The organism is Mycobacterium paraseoulense (genome assembly GCF_010731655.1).
In the GTDB taxonomy this organism is placed as follows: Bacteria; Actinomycetota; Actinomycetes; order Mycobacteriales; family Mycobacteriaceae; genus Mycobacterium; species Mycobacterium paraseoulense.
On record NZ_AP022619.1, the window covers coordinates 1,149,798 to 1,168,660 of the forward strand.

The window sequence follows — 18,863 nt, forward strand, 5'->3', positions numbered from 1 at the left end:
AAGCTCATCGTTACTCGTCGTCGTCGTCCATCAGCGCCGCGTTGACCAAGTCCTCGAGGTCCATGTCCGCGATATCCTTCTCCGAGGTCACCGCCGCCCCCGGGGACTGCCCGTCGGCCCGACCGCCGTCGGCCTCGTTTGCCAACGCGAGCAACAGCTCCAGCACCCCGGCCTGCCGCAGGCGCTTGACCGGAATCGACCCCACCGCGCGCTGGATCTCGGCCTCCCCGGGCGCCGCGACAGGGCTCTGTTGCTCGGTTGCTCCGACGAGTTCTCGGTGCATGTAACCGGCCAGCGCGGCGGAGTTGGGATAGTCGAAGATCAGCGTCGGCGACAGCGCAAGGCCGGTAGCGGATTTCAGCCGGTTACGCATCTCGACAGCGGTCAGCGAGTCGAAGCCCAGCTCCTGGAATGCGCGGTCCGGATCGATGGACTCCGGGCTGGAGTTGCCGAGCACGGTGGCGATGTTGGATCGCACCAAGTCCAGCAGAACCGCATGTTGCTCGTCCTCGGGCAATCCTTCCAGGCGCTGCAGCAGGGCCGATTTCGACTTCGCCGCGGCCAGCGAATCGTCGACCTGGCGACGGGTCGGCGCGTTGATCAGATCGACGAACATCGGCGGCAACGTTCCACCGTCGAACTTGACCCGCAGGGCGGCACGGTCGATGTGGGCGGGCAACAGGAACGGCTCGTCGACGACGAGCGCGGTGTCGAGCAGTTCCAACGCCTCGTCCGAGGACATCGCGACAATCCCGTCGCGCCCGAACCGGGCACGGTCGGCCGCACCGAGCGCGCCGGTCATCGCGCTGGCCTGGTCCCACAGTCCCCAGGCCAACGACATCGCCGGCAACCCGTGCATGCGCCGGTGCACGGCCAACCCGTCCAGGAACGAGTTGGCCGCCGCATAGTTGGCCTGACCCGACGCTCCCGCCAATCCGGCCATCGATGAAAACAGCACGAACGCCGACACATCCAGGTCGCGGGTCAGCTCGTGCAGGTTCCACGCCGCGTCGACCTTGGCCCGCAACACCGCGGCCACCCGCTCCGGGGTCAGCGATGAAATCACCGCGTCGTCGAGGACGCCGGCCGCGTGAAGCACTCCCGACAGCGGCCGCTGCACCGGGATATCGGCGATCACCTTGGCCAGGGCCTCGCGGTCGGCGGCATCGCAGGCCACCACCTGCACCTGGGCACCGGCGGCGCCGAGCTCCGTCACCAACTCCGCGGCCCCCGGCGCGTCCAGACCGCGCCGGCTCACCAACACCAGATTCCGCGCCCCGTGGCGCGCCACCACGTGGCGGGCCAACGCCGAACCCGCCATCCCGGTGGCACCGGTGATCAACACCGTGCCGGCCGCCCAGGCGTCCGGCAGGGTCATGACAACCTTGCCGACGTGGCGGGCCTGGCTCAGATACCGCAACGCCGCCGGCGCGCGCCGCACGTCAAACCTGGTCACCGGCAACGGCCGGAGCACGTCGTCACCGAACAAGGCGACCAGCTCGTCGAGGATCTGCGCAATGCGGTCCGGGCCGGCCTCGAACAGATCGAACGCGCGATAGCGCACGCCGGGATGTTCCTGGGCCACCACCTCGGGCTCGCGCATGTCGGTCTTGCCCATCTCCAGGAACACGCCACCGGGGGCGACGAGTCGCAGGGAGGCATCCACGAAGTCGCCGGCCAGCGAATCCAGCACCACATCCATCCCCGCCACGCCGGTCCTACCGGTGACCGCCCGGAACTTTTCCTCGAAGTCCAGGCTGCGGGAATCCGAGATGTGATCCTCGTCAAAGCCCATGTCCCGCAGCGTGTCCCACTTGCCGCGGCTGGCGGTGGCGAACACTTCCAATCCCAGATGGCGGGCCAGCTGGACCGCGGCCATGCCGACGCCACCGGTGGCGGCGTGCACCAGCACCCGCTGGCCCCGCTTGGCGGCCGCCAGGTCCACCAGCGCGTAGAAGGCCGTCGCGAACACCACCGTGGTCGTGGCAGCCGCCGTGTGCGACCAGCCGGCCGGCATCTTGGCGAGCAGGCGCTGATCCGTCCTGGCGATCGTTCCGGTGCCGTCGGGGAACAGCCCCATCACGCGGTCGCCGATCGCGAAACGTGGCTCGTCCGAGCCCGTTTGCGGGCCGGTTTCCACGACGACGCCGGAGGCCTCGATACCCATGACGGCCTCGGGATCCGGATACAGCCCCAGCGCGATCATCACGTCACGGAAGTTGGCGGCCAGCGCCGACAGCGCGACGCGCACCTGCCCCGGCTCCAGCGCGGCGTCGGCGTCCGGGATCCGTTCCAACCGCAGATTCTCGAACGTGCCGGAACTGCTCATGCCCAGTCGCCACGGCCCGTCGGCCGGGGGCACCAGCAGACCGCCGACGGCGCGGCTGCCATGCACCCGGGCGGTGTACACCGCCCCGCCGCGCAGCAATACCTGCGGCTCGCCGACCGACAGGGCGGCGGCGGCCGACTCATCGTCCAACGGGCTATCGGTGTCGACGAGGACGATCCGGCCGGGGTGTTCGGTCTGCGCCGACCGCACCAGGCCCCACACCGCCGCGCCGGCGAGGTCGGTGACGTCCTCCCCCGGCAACGTCATCGCGCCGCGCGTCGCCACTATCAAGGTGCCCGCCCCGTCGCGGGCCAGCCAGGACTGCAGGACGGGCAACACCGCGCGGGTGGCCGCGTAGACCTCGGCCACAACATCGTCGGACACCGGCGCCGACTCGAAGACCACCGCCGACGGTTGCGGCCGGGAGTCATCCGATTCGGTTGCGCCCCAACCAGACACCGTGACGGGCTGCACCGACGTCGACCGCTGCGCCGACCAGACCACCTCGAACAGCCGGTCCGGTCCCGAATTCGACACCGCCGCCATCAGCTGCTGGTCGGTCACCGGCCGGGCCACCATCGAGGCGACCGAGAGCACCGGCAGCCCCAGACCGTCCGCCAGCTCGATCGACACCGCCGAATCGCTCACCGGCACGATCCGCGCCCGCACCGCCGTCGCGCCCGCGGCGTGCAGCGACACCTGCTGCCACGAGAATGGCACCAGCATCGAACCTTCGGGGAGATCGTCGCCGTCAGACGTCAAGATCACGGCGTGTAGCGCCGCGTCGAGCATCACCGGGTGGACACCGAAACCGGCCGGCGAGACCCCCGCGTCGGCGGGCAGGGTGACCTCCGCGAAAACCTCGTCGCCGCGACGCCACATCCCGGTCAGGCCTCGGAACGCGGGCCCGTATCCGTACCCGCGGGCGGCCAGGCGCTCATAGCCGTCGCCGACGTCCACCGGGGTGGCACCCATCGGTGGCCACGCCGACAGATCGACACTGGGCTGGACGGAGCCGGCGCGCAGCACACCCTCGGCGTGCAACGACCAACCCGAACCCGCGTCGGCACGCGAAAAGACCGACACGGCGCGGGCGCCCGATTCGTCGGCACCACCGACCACTACCTGCACCGCGACCGATCCCGAACCCGGCAACACCAGCGGCGCAGCCAAATTCAGCTCGTCGACCACGCCGCAGCCCACTTCGTCGCCGGCGCGGATCGCCAGCTCCACGAATCCCGCGCCCGGGAACAGCACCACACCGCCGACGGCGTGGTCGGCCAGCCAGCCCTGCGCGGTGGGCGACAGCCGGCCGGTCAACACCACCCCGCCCGACGCCGGCAGTTCCACCACCGCACCGAGCAGCGCATGCTCGCCGGGAGCGAGCCCCAACCCCGCGGCGTCAACCGGGGCGCCCTCGCCGGACAGCCAAAACCTCCGGCGCTCAAACGCATAGGTGGGCAGCTCCACGAAATTGGCTTTACCGACGGCCGCGCGCCAATCCACGTCCATCCCGGCGACGAATCCTTGCGCGACGGCGCGCATGAGGGTCACCGGTTCGGGGCGGTCCTTGCGCAGCGCCGAGATGGTGATCGCGGGGGCGTCGGGAAGCGTTTCTTCGATCGATGCCGTCAGGCCGCTGTTGGGGCCGACTTCGAGGAAGCGGGTTCCGCCGGCCGAGTGTACGAAGCGCACGCTGTCGGCGAACCGCACCGCCTCGCGGATGTGCCGTTTCCAGTAGGCCGGCGAAGCGAAGTCGTCGGCGGCCGGCTGGCCGGTCAGGTTCGACACGATCGGTATCGCCGGTTTGCCGACGGCGAGCCCGGCTGCCACCGTGCCGAATTCATCGATCATCGGATCCATCAGCGGCGAGTGGAACGCGTGGGACACCGCCAATCGGTGGACGCGGCGGCCGTCGGCGCGCAGTCGGTCCGCCATCGCCTCCACTTGGTCCTCAGCGCCCGAAATAACAACCGACGCAGGCCCGTTGACGGCGGCGATGCCGACCTCGGGCCCCAACAGCGGCCGCACTTCGTCTTCGGTCGCCTGCACGGCGATCATCGCCCCGCCCTGCGGCAGGGCTTGCATGAAGCGGCCGCGGGCGGCCACCAGGACCGCCGCGTTCTCCAGCGACAGGACGCCGGCGACGTGCGCGGCCGACAACTCCCCGATCGAGTGGCCCAGCACGAAGTCGGGCTGGACACCCCAGGATTCGAGCAACCGGAAGAGGGCGACTTCCACCGCGAACAACGCCGGCTGCGCGAATTCGGTGGTATTCAACAGGTTTTCGTCGTGGCCCCACATGACCTCGCGCAACGGCCGCAGCAGGTGCCGGTCGAGCTCAGCAACCACCGCGTTGAACGCCTCGGCGAACACCGGGTAGGCGGCGTGCAGGCCCATTCCCATGCCGAGTGTCTGGGCGCCCTGCCCGGGAAAGACGAAAACGGTCTTGCCGCCGGGCGTCGCCGTCCCCTGAACGACCGATCCGGCTTCACCGGTGGCCAACTCGTCCAGGCCGGCCAGCAACTGCTCGCGGTCACCGCCGACGACGACGGCGCGGTGCTCGAAGTTGGATCGGCCCGCCAACGACCAGGCCACGTCGCCGGCGTCGAGCCCGTCCCGCTCGCGCAGGTGCCCTGCGAGCCGCGCCGCCTGGGAACCCAATGCCGACAACGACTTTGCCGACACCACCCATGGCACGACCGGCGCTGTGGAGCGCTGCACGACAGGGGCGGCCTCCGCGGGCGCGGCCTCGATGATCACGTGCGCGTTGGTGCCGCTGATGCCGAACGACGACACGCCGGCCCGGCGCGGACGGTTCGCCGGCCAGGGCTGCGGCTCGGTGAGCAACGCCACCGATCCCACCGACCAGTCGACGTGCGGGCTGGGTTCGTCGACGTGCAGCGTCGCCGGCAGCAGGTCGTGACGCATCGCCAGCACCATCTTGATCACACCGGCCACGCCGGCGGCCGCCTGCGTGTGGCCCATGTTCGACTTGATCGATCCCAGCAGGAGCGGCTCGGCCCGGTCTTGCCCGTAAGTCGCCAGCAACGCCTGGGCCTCGATGGGATCGCCCAATGTGGTTCCCGTGCCGTGGCCTTCGACCACGTCGACCTCGGTCGCGGACAGTCCGGCATTGGCCAACGCCGCGCGCACCACCCGTTGCTGCGACGGACCATTCGGCGCGGTCAAGCCGTTGGACGCGCCGTCCTGATTGATTGCCGAACCCCGCACCACCGCCAGCACCGGGTGGCCCAACCGCCGCGCATCCGAGAGCCGCTCCACGACCAGCATGCCGCCGCCTTCGGAGAATCCGGTGCCGTCGGCGGCCCCCGCGTACGCCTTGCACCGGCCGTCGGCGGACAGCCCGCGCATCCGGCTGAACTCCACGAAGATGTCGGGTGTGGCATTCACGGTGACGCCACCCGCCAGCGCCAGGTCGCACTCCCCCGAGCGCAGCGACTGCGCCGCCATGTGCAACGCCACCAACGACGACGAGCACGCCGTGTCCACCGACACCGCGGGGCCCTCCAAGCCCAGCACGTAGGACACCCGGCCCGACGCCACGCTCGACGACTGCCCGGTCAGGCGGAAACCCTCCGCGGCCGGGGCGGCGCCCATCCCGTAGCCCTGCGTGTACACCCCGGCGAACATGCCGGTCGCGCTGCCGCGCAACGCGCCGGGTTCGATTCCGGCCCGCTCCAAGGCTTCCCACGCGAGCTCGAGGAACATCCGCTGCTGGGGATCCATTGCCAGCGCCTCGCTCGGCGCGATCCCGAAGAAGGCGGGGTCGAAGTCCGCGACACCTTCCACGAATCCGCCGGTGCGGGTGTAGCAGGTGCCCGGGACGTCGGGATCCGGGTTGTAGATGCCCGACAGGTCCCAGCCACGGTCGGTGGGAAAGTCCGAGAGCACGTCGCGGCGCTCGACGAGCATCCGCCACAGGTCATCGGGGGAATTCACCCCGCCCGGATAGCGGCACGCCATGCCGACGATCACGATCGGGTCGTCGCCGGCGGCGCGAACCACCGGGGTTGGCGTGACTTCCCGTGGCACTCCGGCGAGTTCGCTGCGGATGTAGCCGGCGAGGCCGTTCGGTGTCGGGTAGTCGAAGATGAGGGTGGGTGAAAGCGCCAGCCCGGTCGCGGTTTTCAGCCGGTTACGCATCTCGACGGCCGTCAGCGAGTCGAAACCCAAGTCCTGGAACGCCTTGTCCGGGTCGATCGCCTCCGGGGTGGTGTTCCCCAAGACGGTGGCGATGTGCGAGCGGACCAGGTCCAGCAGCACGGCGTGCTGTTCTGCTTCGGGCAGCCCGTGCAGACGGTGCGCCAGAGCCGATTTCGACTTCGCGGCCGCCAGCGAGTCGTCGACCTGGCGCCGCACGGGCGCGTTGACCAGATCGGCGAACATGGGCGGCACCGCCGCGGCGTGGGCACGCAGCGCACTCAGGTCGATGCGCGCGGGCGCCATGAACGGCTCATCGACGATCAGTGCGGTGTCGAACAAGTCCATCGCCTCGTCGGAGGTCAAGGGCTGAATGCCGTCGCGGCCGAGCCGGGCGAGGTCGGCGGCGTCCAGCCCACCGGTCATGGCGCTGGCCTGATCCCACAAGCCCCATCCCAGCGAGATCGCCGGCAACCCATGGGCCCGCCGATGCGCGGCCAATCCGTCCAGGAACGAGTTGGCCGCCGCGTAGTTGGCCTGGCCCGAAGACCCGACCAGACCCGCCATGGACGAAAACATCACGAACACGGAGAGGTCGAGCTCGCGGGTGAGCTCGTGCAGGTTCCAGGCCGCATCGACCTTGGCGCGCAACACGGCATCCACGCGCTCCGGAGTCAACGACGTGAGCACCGCGTCGTCGAGGACGCCGGCGGCATGGATCACGCCGGTGAGCGGATGGCTCGCCGGAATATCGTCGATCACCGAGGCCAGGGCCGCACGGTCGGCCGCATCGCACGCGACCGCGCGCACCCGGGCGCCGGCTTCCCGTAGTTCGGCGATCAGCTCGGCGGAGCCCGGCGCGTCGGGACCGCTGCGGCTCAGCAACACCAGGTTCTGCACTCCGTGTTGGGTCACCAAGTGGCGGGCCAGCGTCGAACCCGCCATTCCGGTCCCACCCGTGATCAGCACCGTGCCCGCCGCCCACCCGTCCGGAACCGTCATGACGACCTTGCCGATGTGGCGGGCCTGGCTCAGGTACCGCAACGCCGCACGAGCGCGCCGGATGTCGAAAGTGGTCACCGGCAACGGCGTCAACACACCGGCGTCGAAAAGCCCGGCCAGCTCGATCATCCACTGGTGCATCCGGGGACGGCCGGGCTCGAAGAGGTCGAACGCGCGGTAACGCACGCCCGGGTACTCCTGGGCGATGACGCCGGGGTCACGGATGTCGGTCTTACCCATCTCCAGGAACACGCCACCGGGGGCGACGAGTCGCAGGGAGGCATCGACGAAGTCGCCGGCCAGCGAATCCAGCACCACATCCATGCCCCGGCCACCGGTGACCGCCCGGAACTTCTCCTCGAAGTCCAGGCTGCGGGAATCCGAGATGTGGTCCTCGTCGAACCCCATGGCCCGCAACGTGTCCCACTTACCCTTGCTCGCCGTCGCGAAGATCTCGAGACCCAGGTGCCGGCCCAACTGGACCGCGGCCATGCCGACACCACCGGCGGCGGCATGCACCAGCACCCGCTGCCCCGGCTTGACATCGGCCAGGTGCACGAAGGCCATGTAGGCGGTGGTGAAGACGGCGGAGATGGCGGCGGCTTCGGCGTATGACCAATCCGCCGGCATCGGCTGTAGCAGGCGGACGTCGCCTGGGACCAGCGTGCCGCTGCCGTCGGGGAAGAAGCCGTAAACCGAGTCGCCGACGGCGAATTCGGTGACGCCCGGGCCGACCTCTGTCACCACGCCGGCGCCTTCGCCGCCGAGCAGCGCGTCGTGGGTGAACATGCCGAGGGTGATCATGATGTCGCGGAAGTTGGCGGCGATCGCGCGCAGCGCCACCCGCACCTGACCCGGCTCCAATGGCGCGCCGGCGTTGGGAACCGGCTCCAATTGCAGGTTTTCGAAGGTGCCGGCGTTACCGATACCCAAGCGCCAGGGTCCGTCCGCCGGGGGGACCAGGAGGTCGTCGACCGCGCGGCTGGGCCGCACCCTCGCCGTATAGACCTGGCCGTTGCGCAGCAATACCTGCGGCTCGCCCGCCGCGAGCGCCGACGTCGCCATCCGATCATCCAGTGGCCCATCGGAATCCACGAGGACGATACGCCCGGGGTGCTCCGTCTGCGCCGAGCGCACCAGTCCCCACACCGCCGCGCCGGGCAGGTCGCCGACGTCCTCGCCGGCCAGTCCGACGGCTCCGCGAGTCGCCACGATCAGCACACCGGAATCGCGCTCGGTCAACCACGCCTGCACGGCGGTCAGCACCTGGTGGGTCCGCTGATAAGTCGCGAGGACCGGATCACCTTCGGAACCAACCGATTCCAGTATCTCGTAGGGCGGCGCCGGCTGGCCAGCGGCCGCCACAGTGGCCGGTGACCAAGTCACCTCGAAGAGCCGCTCGGGGCCAGAACCCGACACCGCCGCGCGCAGCTGCCGCTCGCTCACCGGGCGGGCCACCATGGCGCCCACCGACAGCACCGGTAACCCGAGCCCGTCGGCCAGCTCGATCGAGATTGCGGTGGCGCCCCCACCGGCCGCCGGACTGGTCGGCGCGATCCGGGCGCGCACCGCGCTGGCACCAGCGGCGTGCAAGGAGACGTCCTGCCAGGAGAAGGGCAGCATCACTTCGACGGGCTGGCCTGCCGCCTGCTGCGCCATGATGACGGCGTGCATGGCCGCGTCGAGCAACGCCGGGTGCACTCCGAACCCGCTGACGCCGCCCGCCGCGTCCGGCAAATTCACCTCGGCGAACACCTCGTCGCCGCGGATCCACGTCGCGGTCAATCCCCTGAAGGCCGGGCCGTAGCCGTATCCGTGCGCCGCCAGCCGCTCGTAACCGTCGGCCACATTCACGGCGATCGCGCCCTCCGGCGGCCACACGGCCAGGTCGGCGCTCGGCTCGATGGACCGGGAGCTCAGAACCCCCTCCGCGTGACACACCCACCCGGAACCGGCGTCGGCGCGGGAAAACACCGAGACGGCGCGCCGGCCCGCTTCTTCGCTGGGACCGACAACCACCTGCACGGCAACCGAACTGGCGGCGGGCAGCATCAGGGGTGCCTGGAGAGTCAGTTCGTCCACCACCGAACAGCCGACTTGGTCGCCGGCCCGGATCGCCAACTCGACGAACCCCGCGCCCGGGAACACGGCGGCGCCGGAGACCGCGTGATCGGCCAACCAACCCTGCAGGCTGGGCGACAGCCGACCCGTCAGCAGCACCCCGTCGGAGGCCGGCAGCTCCACGACCGCGCTGAGCAACGCGTGCTGGCTGGTGACCAGCCCCAAGCCCGCGGCGTCGGCCCCGATACCCTCTCCCGACAGCCAAAACCTGCGCCGGTCAAAGGCGTACGTCGGCAGCTCCACGAAGCTCGCGCCGGCCAGGAGACCGCGCCAATCCACGCTCACGCCCGCGACGAACGCGCCGGCGGCCGAAGTCAGGAACCGCTCGAGGCCGCCGTCGTCACGGCCCAAGGTGGGAATGACGGTGGCCTCGGTCTCGCCGCCGGTGCAGTCGTTGCAGGTGTCTTCGATGCCGGCGATCAGCGCGGGGTGCGGACTGGATTCGATGAAAGTCCGGTACCCGTGCTCGCATGCGGCGCGCACCGCCTGGTCGAACTGCACGGTCTGCCGAATGTTGCGATACCAATACGCTGCGTCCAAACCCGCTGTGTCCAAGCGGTTTCCGGTCACCGTGGAGAAGAAGGCGATGCGCGACGAACTCGGCTGGATACCGGCCAGCGCCTCGGCCAGCTCGTCACGAATGGCCTCGACCTCGACCGAGTGCGACGCATAGTCCACGTCGATCCGACGGGTGCGCAGCTCCAGGTCCGCGCAGAAGCCGACGAGTTCCTCCAGCGCGGCCACCTCACCCGATACCACCACCGCGGAACGGCCGTTGACGGCCGCGATGCTGACGCGATTGCCGTAGGGCGCCAACAATTCCCGTGCCCGCTCGGTGCTGCATGCGATCGACAGCATGCCGCCGGAATGAGCCAGCGACCGCAACAACGTGCTGCGCAGTGTGACCACCCGCGCGGCGTCGCGCAGCGACAGGGCGCCGGCGACGTACGCCGCGGCGATTTCCCCTTGCGAATGGCCGATCACCGCGTCCGGGTTGACTCCGATCGATTTCCACAGTTCGGCCAGCGACACCATCACCGCGAACAGCACCGGCTGCACCACGTCGACGCGATCCATCCCCGGAGCACCGGGGGCGCCCCGCAGGACGTCGATCAGCGACCAATCGACGAACTCGGCGAACGCCTCCGCGCACGCGTCGATCTGCTGGGCGAATACCGGTGCGGTGTCCAGCAATTCGACGCCCATGCCAAGCCATTGGGAACCCTGACCGGGGAACACAAAGACGTTTTTGCCGGCCGGCCCGGCGCTGCCCTGGATGACGGAAGCGGTCGGGACCTCACCGTCGGGGCCGGCCAACTGGTCCAGCCCGGCCAGCAACCCGTCCCGATCTCCGCCGACGACGACGGCCCGATGCTCGAAGGTCGCGCGCCCCGCCAGCGACCAGGCCACGTCGGCGACGTCGAGTTCACCGTGGCCGCGCACATGCGCGGCCAGCCGATCAGCCTGAGACCTCAACGCCGGCAAGGATTTAGCGGACAACGCCCAAGGCATGGCCGCCGGCGTCGGGCGGTCCTCCGGCGGCTCGGGCGCGGGGGCCGCCTCGATGATCACGTGTGCGTTGGTGCCGCTGATCCCGAACGACGACACGCCGGCCCGCTGGACGCGACTCGCCGGCCAGGGCTGCGGCTCCGTCAGGAGCGACACCAAACCCGCCGACCAATCGACATGCGGGCTGGGCACGTCGACATGCAATGTCGCCGGCAACATTTCGTGGCGCATGGCCTGGACCATCTTGATCACACCGGCCGCACCCGCCGCGGCCTGCGTGTGACCCATGTTGGACTTGATCGACCCCAGCCACAGGGGCTCGGACCGGTCCTGGCCGTATGTCGCCAACAACGCCTGGGCCTCGATGGGGTCGCCCAGCGTGGTGCCCGTGCCGTGGCCTTCGACCACGTCGACGTCGGCCGTCGACAATCCGGCATTGGCCAGGGCCGCGCGCACCACCCGCTGCTGCGACGGACCATTCGGCGCGGTCAACCCGTTGGATGCGCCGTCCTGATTGACCGCCGAGCCGCGGACCAGCGCCAGCACCGGATGACCCAACCGCCGCGCATCCGAGAGCCGCTCGACGACGAGCATCGCGCCGCCCTCCGACCAGCCGACGCCGTCGGCCGCTCCGGCGTAAGCCTTGGACCGGCCGTCAGGGGCCAGCCCCCGGTGGCGGCTGAATTCGACGAAGACCGTCGGGGTGGCGTTGACCGTCGCACCGCCGGCCAGCGCCAGATCGCACTCCCCCGAACGCAGCGATTGCACCGCCATGTGCAACGCCACCAACGACGACGAACACGCCGTGTCCACCGACACCGCCGGGCCCTCGAGCCCCAGCACGTATGACACCCGACCGGAGGCGACGCTGGAGGTCATGCCGGTCAGGCGATAGCCCTCGATCTCCTCGGCGAGCATCCCGTAGCCCTGGACGATGAGGCCGGCGAACACGCCGGTCGCGCTGCCCCGCAGCGCGCTGGGGTCGATCCCACCCCGTTCCAACGCCTCCCACGACAGTTCCAGGAGCATCCGGTGTTGGGGGTCCATCGCGAGCGCCTCGCTCGGAGCGATGCCGAAGAAGGCCGCGTCGAAGTCGGCGACGCCGTCCACGAAACCGCCGGTCCGCGCGTAGGTCTTGTGGCGCGCGTCGGGGTCCGGGTCGTACAGGGCCGCCAGGTCCCAGCCGCGATCGGCGGGGAAGTCCGTGATCACGTCGCGGCCGTCGGCGACCATCTGCCACAGGTCTTCGGGTGTCTCGACCCCACCGGGGAAACGGCAGGACATGCCGACGATCGCGATCGGTTCGCTGGACCGCTCCAGCAGCGCACGGTTGGTCCGTTTCAGGCGTTCGACCTGGACCAGCGCTTTCCGCAGCGCCTCGGTCGCATGCTGGAGTTGATCCACCACCACTACCTCTCGCCTAACTTGGCCGTCAGCTGCCCCGATGCGACTCTCGCCGAGTCACGGAAATTGCTGCACGATGCGATGCCGTGCCGCTCTCCGGCCCAAGAATGTCGCTGGTGAGTATGGCCAACTCCGACGGGATTTCAAAACGTCCGATGCTCCCGGCTGCTACGGGAGGACCGGCTTCGGCGTGCGGAACGCCTTGTCCAAGGGGATCGAAACGCGTCGTTGCGCCCGCGGGTACCGGGGTCCGTCCAGACCTGGGTAGAGCGGGATACAACCGACGCGCCTGCCATGGCGCGACTGTACCCGGCCGGGCATCGACAGTGGTCAGGACGGCTCAGACACCAGCCCGGCGCCAGCCGTCGGCCGCTCGGGCGGCCCGGATCAGCACGTCGCACAGTTCGCGCAGTTCGGCTGCCCGGGCTCCTTCTTCGAGGGCGGTGACGACGTCCTCGGCCGCGCACCGCACCTGGTAGACCCGGTCGGACAGGTCGACCGCGTCGTCGGCCGACAGCACCACCGCGTCGGCAGGCAACGCGAGTGCGGCCCCGGCGGCGCCCCGGGTCAAAGAAGCGCGTTGCTCGTACGCCCGCTGCCGGCACGACTGCCGGCAGTACTGGCGGCGACGCCCCATCCCGGCGTCGGACACGTCTCGACCGCACCAGCGGCACGGCTGCGGGTGGGTGCGACGACTCACGCCTGCCGACTTTAGTCGGGATCGCGCGGCGATCCCGGTATCATTGAAGGTCGCGTCGCGTACGCCGGCAACCGAGCCGGGAACTGCGCAGAGCGCCACGACGTTTGCCAAGCGGACAGAATTGCACTACAGCAGCCCAAAAGAGCAGCAGCCCAGAAGTTCGAAATACCTAGAGGAGTAGCAACATGGCTGATCGCGTCCTTAGGGGCAGTCGTCTCGGAGCCGTGAGCTACGAGACCGACCGCAACCACGATCTCGCGCCGCGCCAGATCGCGCGGTACCGCACGGAGAACGGCGAAGAGTTCGAGGTTCCCTTCGCCGATGACGCTGAGATCCCCGGCACCTGGCTGTGCCGCAACGGCATGGAAGGCACCCTGATCGAGGGCGACCTGCCCGAGCCGAAGAAGGTGAAGCCGCCGCGCACGCACTGGGACATGCTGCTGGAGCGGCGCAGCGTCGAAGAACTCGAAGAGCTGCTCAAGGAGCGGCTCGAAATCATCCGGACACGCCGCCGCGGCTGACCCGGCCGCTTAGCTGCGGTGGTCGGCGCGCTGGGTGCCGGCGCGGGTCTTGCGCCCCTCGATGCCCCAGCGGGTGACCTTGACCAGGGCCTCGCGGATGTTCGATCCGCTCATCTTCGAGACGCCGAGTTCACGTTCGGTGAAGGTGATCGGCACCTCGGCAATGACGAAGCCGTTGCACACGGTGCGCCAGGTCAGGTCGATCTGGAAGCAATAGCCCTTGGAGTCCACCGCGTCGAGACCGATCGCTTCGAGGACTTCGCGCCGGTAGGCGCGGTATCCGGCGGTGATGTCATGGACACCGATTCCCAGCGCTAGCCGCGCATAGGTGTTGGCCGTCCACGACAGCGCCCAGCGCCGCCACGGCCAATTCCGCACCGCCCCGCCTTCGACGTAGCGGGACCCGATGGCCAGATCGGCCCCGGCGTCGACGGCGTCCAGCAGGCGGTGCAGCTGTTCGGGAGCGTGGCTGCCGTCGGCGTCCATCTCCACCAGCACCGAGTAGTCGCGGCTCAGGCCCCAGGCGAAGCCGGCCAGATACGCCGCGCCCAGCCCGTCCTTGGCGGTGCGGTGCATCACGTGGGTGCGACCGGCGTCGGCGGCCGCAAGTTCCTCGGCGAGCTCACCGGTGCCGTCGGGACTGCTGTCGTCGACGATGAGCAGGTGCACGTGCGGGCACGCGTCCTTCAGGCGCCGGTGGATCACCGGCAGGTTCTCCCGCTCGTTGTAGGTGGGGATGATCACCAGGACGCGCTCGCTGGGACGACTTCCCGGATCCCGGGGCGCCGGCTGGCCGGTGGTCATGTAGCTCCTCTGTGTCGCCCGAAATTACGCGACGGTCGTCGGCCGCCCTCGTGGAGCGGAGTGTAGTCACCGCCGTCATCCGGCGGCGTCTGGTCCCCGCCCTCGTCGGGCGGACCGGCCGAGTCGGCCTCGGCGGGTGGGGTTGCGGCCGGCGGCGGGCCGGCGTCTGGGGATTCGTCCGGGGCCTCGGAACCCCGCCGAATCGGACGCGGGAACCATCCATTGTGCCGTATCCCCGCCAGGATGGCCGCGCCGGCCGCCGCGACCAGAAACCACTGCAGCAGCGGACCCCAGCGAGTTGCCGGCGTCAGTTTCGTCTTCAGGCGTACCTGGATGTCCAGGTAATCGGGCTGAAAGAAGTCCGTGCGCACCAGCTCGGCGCCGTCCGGCGCGATCACCGCGCTGATCCCGGTGGTGCCGGCGACCACCACGTATCGGTCGTGCTCGACAGCACGCACCTTGGCGAATCCCAGCTGCTGTTCGCTCATGGTCTTGTTGAAGGTGGCGTTGTTGCTCGGGACGGCCAGCAACTGGGCGCCGTTGCGGACCGCCTTGCGCGGGACGCGGTCGAAGATCACCTCCCAGCAGGTGGCGACCCCCACCGGAACCCCCGCGATGTGCACGACGTCCCGGCCCGGGCGGGGCACCATGTTCCCGGCGCGGTCGGCGTAGCCGGAAAGATGCTTGAACAGCCACGGCATCGGCAGGTATTCGCCGAATGGCTGCACGATTTCCTTGTCGTGCCGATCGGCGGGTCCGGTGGACGGATTCCACACGATCATGGTGTTGGTGTACTGCGGATTCTCCGGCGGGCTGCCGGGCAGCTCCGACACGGTGCCGATCAGGATTGGCGCCCCGACCGCGGTCGCGGCCTGCGATATCTCCAGCGCGGCGTCGACGTTGGCCAGTGGGTCGATGTCCGAGGAGTCCTCCGGCCAAATGACGAATTGCGGTTGCGGCGCCTGGCCCGCGCGCACGTCCTCCGCCAGCCGCAGGGTTTCGCGCACGTGGTTGTCGAGCACCGCCCGGCGCTGGGCGTTGAAGTCGAGGCCGAGCCGCGGCACGTTGCCCTGCACCACCGCGACGGTGACCGACGGCTCGCCGCCGGACCCGGTGCCGGCGTGCCGAACCTGCGGCCAGACGACGACGCACGCGAACATCACCAGGCAGATGCACACGCCCGGGAGCACCACCGCGGGCGGTGTCGCAGCGGCGTCGGCCGGTTCGCGCCCGCGACGCGCCGCCTGGCTGGTGTGCCACCACTTCACGATCTCGAGCTCGATGGCGGTCGCGCTGAATCCCACCAGCACGATCGCCATGGAGAGCAGCGCGGCGCCCCCGAGCTGGGCCAACGGCAAGAAGGGTCCCTGCGCTTGACCGAACGCCACCGACCCCCACGGGAAGCCGCCGAACGGGACGATCGACTTCAGCCACTCCTGGGCCGTCCACACCAGCGCGAACCAGACGGGCCAGCCCGGCAGCCGGCGCACGACCACGGCGCACAGGCCGAACATGGCGGGGAACAGCGCACACGTCATCGCCAGCACCACCCAGGGCACGGCACCCACGAGCATGCTGATCCACGGCAGCAGCGGCAGATAGAAGGCCAACCCGAAGAGGAAGCCGTAGCCCAACCCACCCGCCGGCGTGGTCGCCGGGTGCTTGAGCACCCACGCCAGTAGCGCGGCCGCGACGACCGCGCCCCACCACCAGTTCAGCGACGGGAAGCTGGCGAACAGCAGCGCGCCGCCCGCCACCGCGCACGCCAACCGGGGCAGCCGCGGCACCGTGGCGGCCCCGAGGGCCGGCAGCCGCGCGAACACCCGGCGCCCCACGGCCCCCATCCGGTCCGTCGGCGGCGCGCCGCCGGCTTGCGGGGCGGCGGCGCCGTCGTCGGCTGGCTCGGCGCCGGGTTCGGGCCCCGGCAGGACGGTGGCCGGCTCGTCGTCGCGCTCCGATTCGGCCTCGTCGCTGATCGGGTCGGTGTCGGGGTGCGCCGCGAGGACGTCCTCCACCGGATCGAGCGGGTCGGGACGGTCCTTTCCGCCGAACCATTCCCTAGCCATGGATGACAGCGCCCCGATGCACCGTTCGACGGCAGCGTGGCAGGGTGTCGGTCGGGCCCAGGCGCGGCAGGGCCGGCACCCTGGCGCGGGGGTCGGTCGACCAGCGCGCGACGGCGTCGCGGGGTGCGTGGACGTCCAGGGGACCCGCGTCCCAGACGGCGTAGGAGGCCGGTGCGCCGGGCACCAGCGTTCCCGTCTTGCCGTCGTGGACGCCGGCGGCCCGCCAGCCGCCACGGGTCGCGGCGGCGAACGCGGCCCGCGCTGAGATCGCGCTGCCCGGGGTGTGATGGTTGACCGCCGCGCACACGCTCGCCCACGGGTCGAGGCCCGTTACCGGCGCGTCGGAACCTAGCGCGAGGGGCACGCCTTGCGATGCTAACAGCGCCAGCGGGTTGAGCTGACTGCCTCGGTGGGCGCCGAGGCGGCGCGCGTACATGCCTTCGGTCCCGCCCCACAACGCGTCGAAGTTGGGCTGCACGCTAGCGATGACGCCCCACTGGCCCAGCTGGGCGGCCTGCTCGGCGGTGACCATTTCCAGGTGCTCGAGGCGGTGCCCGCACCGGGCGACGGCCACCGGCCCGAGCTGGGCGACCACGCGTTCGAAGGCGGTGACCACCACCGTCACGGCGGCGTCGCCGATGACATGGAAGCCGGCGGTCACCTCCGCTTCAGTGCAGGCCCGCACATGCGCCTCGATGGCGTCGGGGTCCAGATAGCAGGTGCCGAGCCGGTCCGCGGCGTCGGCGTACGGCTCGTGCAGCCAGGCGGTGCGTGATCCGAGGGCGCCGTCGACGAACAGGTCGCCGGCCAGCCCGCGCGCCCCGGTCTGCTCGATCAGCGCGCGTGCCCGTGCGGGCGTGCTCACCGCCTCACCCCAGTAGCCGGTCACCTCGACACCGTGATCGAGGGACCGCAGCCGCAGCCAGTCGTCCAGCCCGCCGATATCGGGCCCGGCGCATTCGTGCACCGCGACGATCCCGGCCGCCGCGGCGGCCCGCAGGGCGGCCGCGCGCGCGTCGGTCAGCTGGCCGGGCGTCAACAGTTCGCGGGCGACGGCGCGGACCAGGTGGTGAGCGTCGCCGGTGAGCGGCCGGTCGGCTGCGAAGCCGGCCGCCGCCGGTAGGTCCGCGACCAGCCGGCGCAACCCCGTCGAGGCGAGCGCGGAGTGGACGTCGATCCTGGACAGATAGGCCGGCCGGTCGCCGAGGACGGCATCGAGGTCGGCGGTGTCCGGCGGACGGTTCTCGGGCCACGACGACTCGTCCCAGCCGTGCCCCCACACGGGTCGGTCAGGGTGGGCGGCCGCGTAGTCGGCGACCGTCTGGAGGCAGTGCGCCCGCGAACGCGCCGCGCGTAGGTCCAGCCCGCTGAGCGTCAGGCCGGTCGCTGTCAGATGGATGTGGCTGTCGACGAACCCCGGCGCCACGAAGCCCCCGTCCAGGTCCTCGATCTCGGCGCCGGGAAACAGGCCGCGGCCGACCTCATCGCCGCCCAGCCACGCGACGACGTCGCCCCGCACCGCCATGGCGGTGGCGTCGGGATGGGTCGGGCTGTACACCCGGCCGTTGACCAGCAGGGTGGTGGACGTCTCGCTCACAGGGCAAAACTACGTGTGCCGGCGGGAAGTGTTCAGTCCCAGGCGGGCCGCCCCGGGTACCCGCCGCGCACCGGCTCGGTGGGCAGGGCGGGCGGGCGGATGTCCCGGACGTCGACGACCTCGCCCTCGATGTAGCCGTCGAGGTAGCCGTCACCCGCGGCCGCGCCACGGTGACGCACGCCGGCACCGAACAGCGTGGTCTCGGCGAGCAGCGGCATCCGCCGCCGCAGGCCGCGCATCGCGAGCGCGGCCAACCCCGGGCCGACGGCCGACCGGACGGGCCGCACCAGCAACAAGAGCCCCAACACGGTGGTGACCGGTCCGGGTATCAGAACCAGCAGGGCGCCCAGCGTCACCAATGTCCCGTCCCGCACCGCGGCGCGCGACTCGGCGAGACCGGACCGCAGGTGGCCGACCTGGCGGAGCAGGTGCGAGCCCGTCATCGGCACCAAAAGCACCCAGCCGAGCACGAAACTGCCCACCAGCGCCAGCAGCGTCCAACCCCACCCGATCGTCGATACCAGGGCGATGACCGCCGCCAGCTCGACGACGGCGTAGACCAGAAACAGCCGTGACAACATGTCACGCCAACGTGCGCCGGCCAAGCCGAAGTTCCCATGGTGGTGTCCGGGCCGATTGCAGTTAG

The 18,863-nt window shown here is 70.5% G+C and carries 5 protein-coding genes and 1 pseudogene; 1 reads left to right on the forward strand and 5 read right to left on the reverse strand.

The window, feature by feature from the left end; translation table 11 throughout:
* Positions 1–10: 10 nt before the first annotated feature.
* Both G6N51_RS05075 and G6N51_RS28930 read right to left on the reverse strand, forming a co-directional pair.
* A complete protein-coding gene (locus tag G6N51_RS05075; protein ID WP_163750648.1) occupies positions 11–12,532 on the reverse strand; it encodes a type I polyketide synthase in 12,522 nt (4,173 codons plus the stop codon).
* A 337-nt stretch (positions 12,533–12,869) separates the two neighbouring features.
* Positions 12,870–13,229: a hypothetical protein gene (locus G6N51_RS28930; protein ID WP_083170996.1), complete on the reverse strand. Its 360-nt coding sequence runs from the start codon at positions 13,227–13,229 to the stop codon at positions 12,870–12,872.
* A 185-nt stretch (positions 13,230–13,414) separates the two neighbouring features.
* On the opposite strand from G6N51_RS28930, the gene rbpA reads away from it, so the two are divergent.
* A complete protein-coding gene (rbpA, locus tag G6N51_RS05085) occupies positions 13,415–13,750 on the forward strand; it encodes an RNA polymerase-binding protein RbpA (protein WP_007170328.1) in 336 nt (111 codons plus the stop codon).
* A gap of 9 nt (positions 13,751–13,759) precedes the next feature.
* Here the strand turns inward: rbpA and lnt are convergent.
* The 3 genes and pseudogenes from lnt to G6N51_RS05105 form a co-directional block, all read right to left on the reverse strand.
* Positions 13,760–16,398, reverse strand: a pseudogene (lnt, locus tag G6N51_RS05095) (apolipoprotein N-acyltransferase).
* Positions 16,399–16,612: 214 nt separating this feature from the next.
* Positions 16,613–18,145, reverse strand: coding sequence for an amidohydrolase (locus tag G6N51_RS05100; protein WP_142274906.1), 1,533 nt, complete (start codon positions 18,143–18,145; stop codon positions 16,613–16,615).
* A 104-nt stretch (positions 18,146–18,249) separates the two neighbouring features.
* Entirely contained in the window at positions 18,250–18,798 is a 549-nt protein-coding gene (locus G6N51_RS05105) for an FxsA family protein (RefSeq protein WP_163750650.1), read from the reverse strand.
* Positions 18,799–18,863: the final 65 nt, after the last annotated feature.

Coding starts and splice junctions, on each gene's coding strand:
- rbpA (WP_007170328.1), top strand. CDS start 13,415: ATGGCTGATCGCGTCCTTAGGGGCAGTCGTCTCGGAGCCGTGAGCTAC.
- G6N51_RS05100 (WP_142274906.1), bottom strand. CDS start 18,145: ATGGCGGTGCGGGGCGACGTCGTCGCGTGGCTGGGCGGCGATGAGGTC.
- G6N51_RS05105 (WP_163750650.1), bottom strand. CDS start 18,798: ATGTTGTCACGGCTGTTTCTGGTCTACGCCGTCGTCGAGCTGGCGGCG.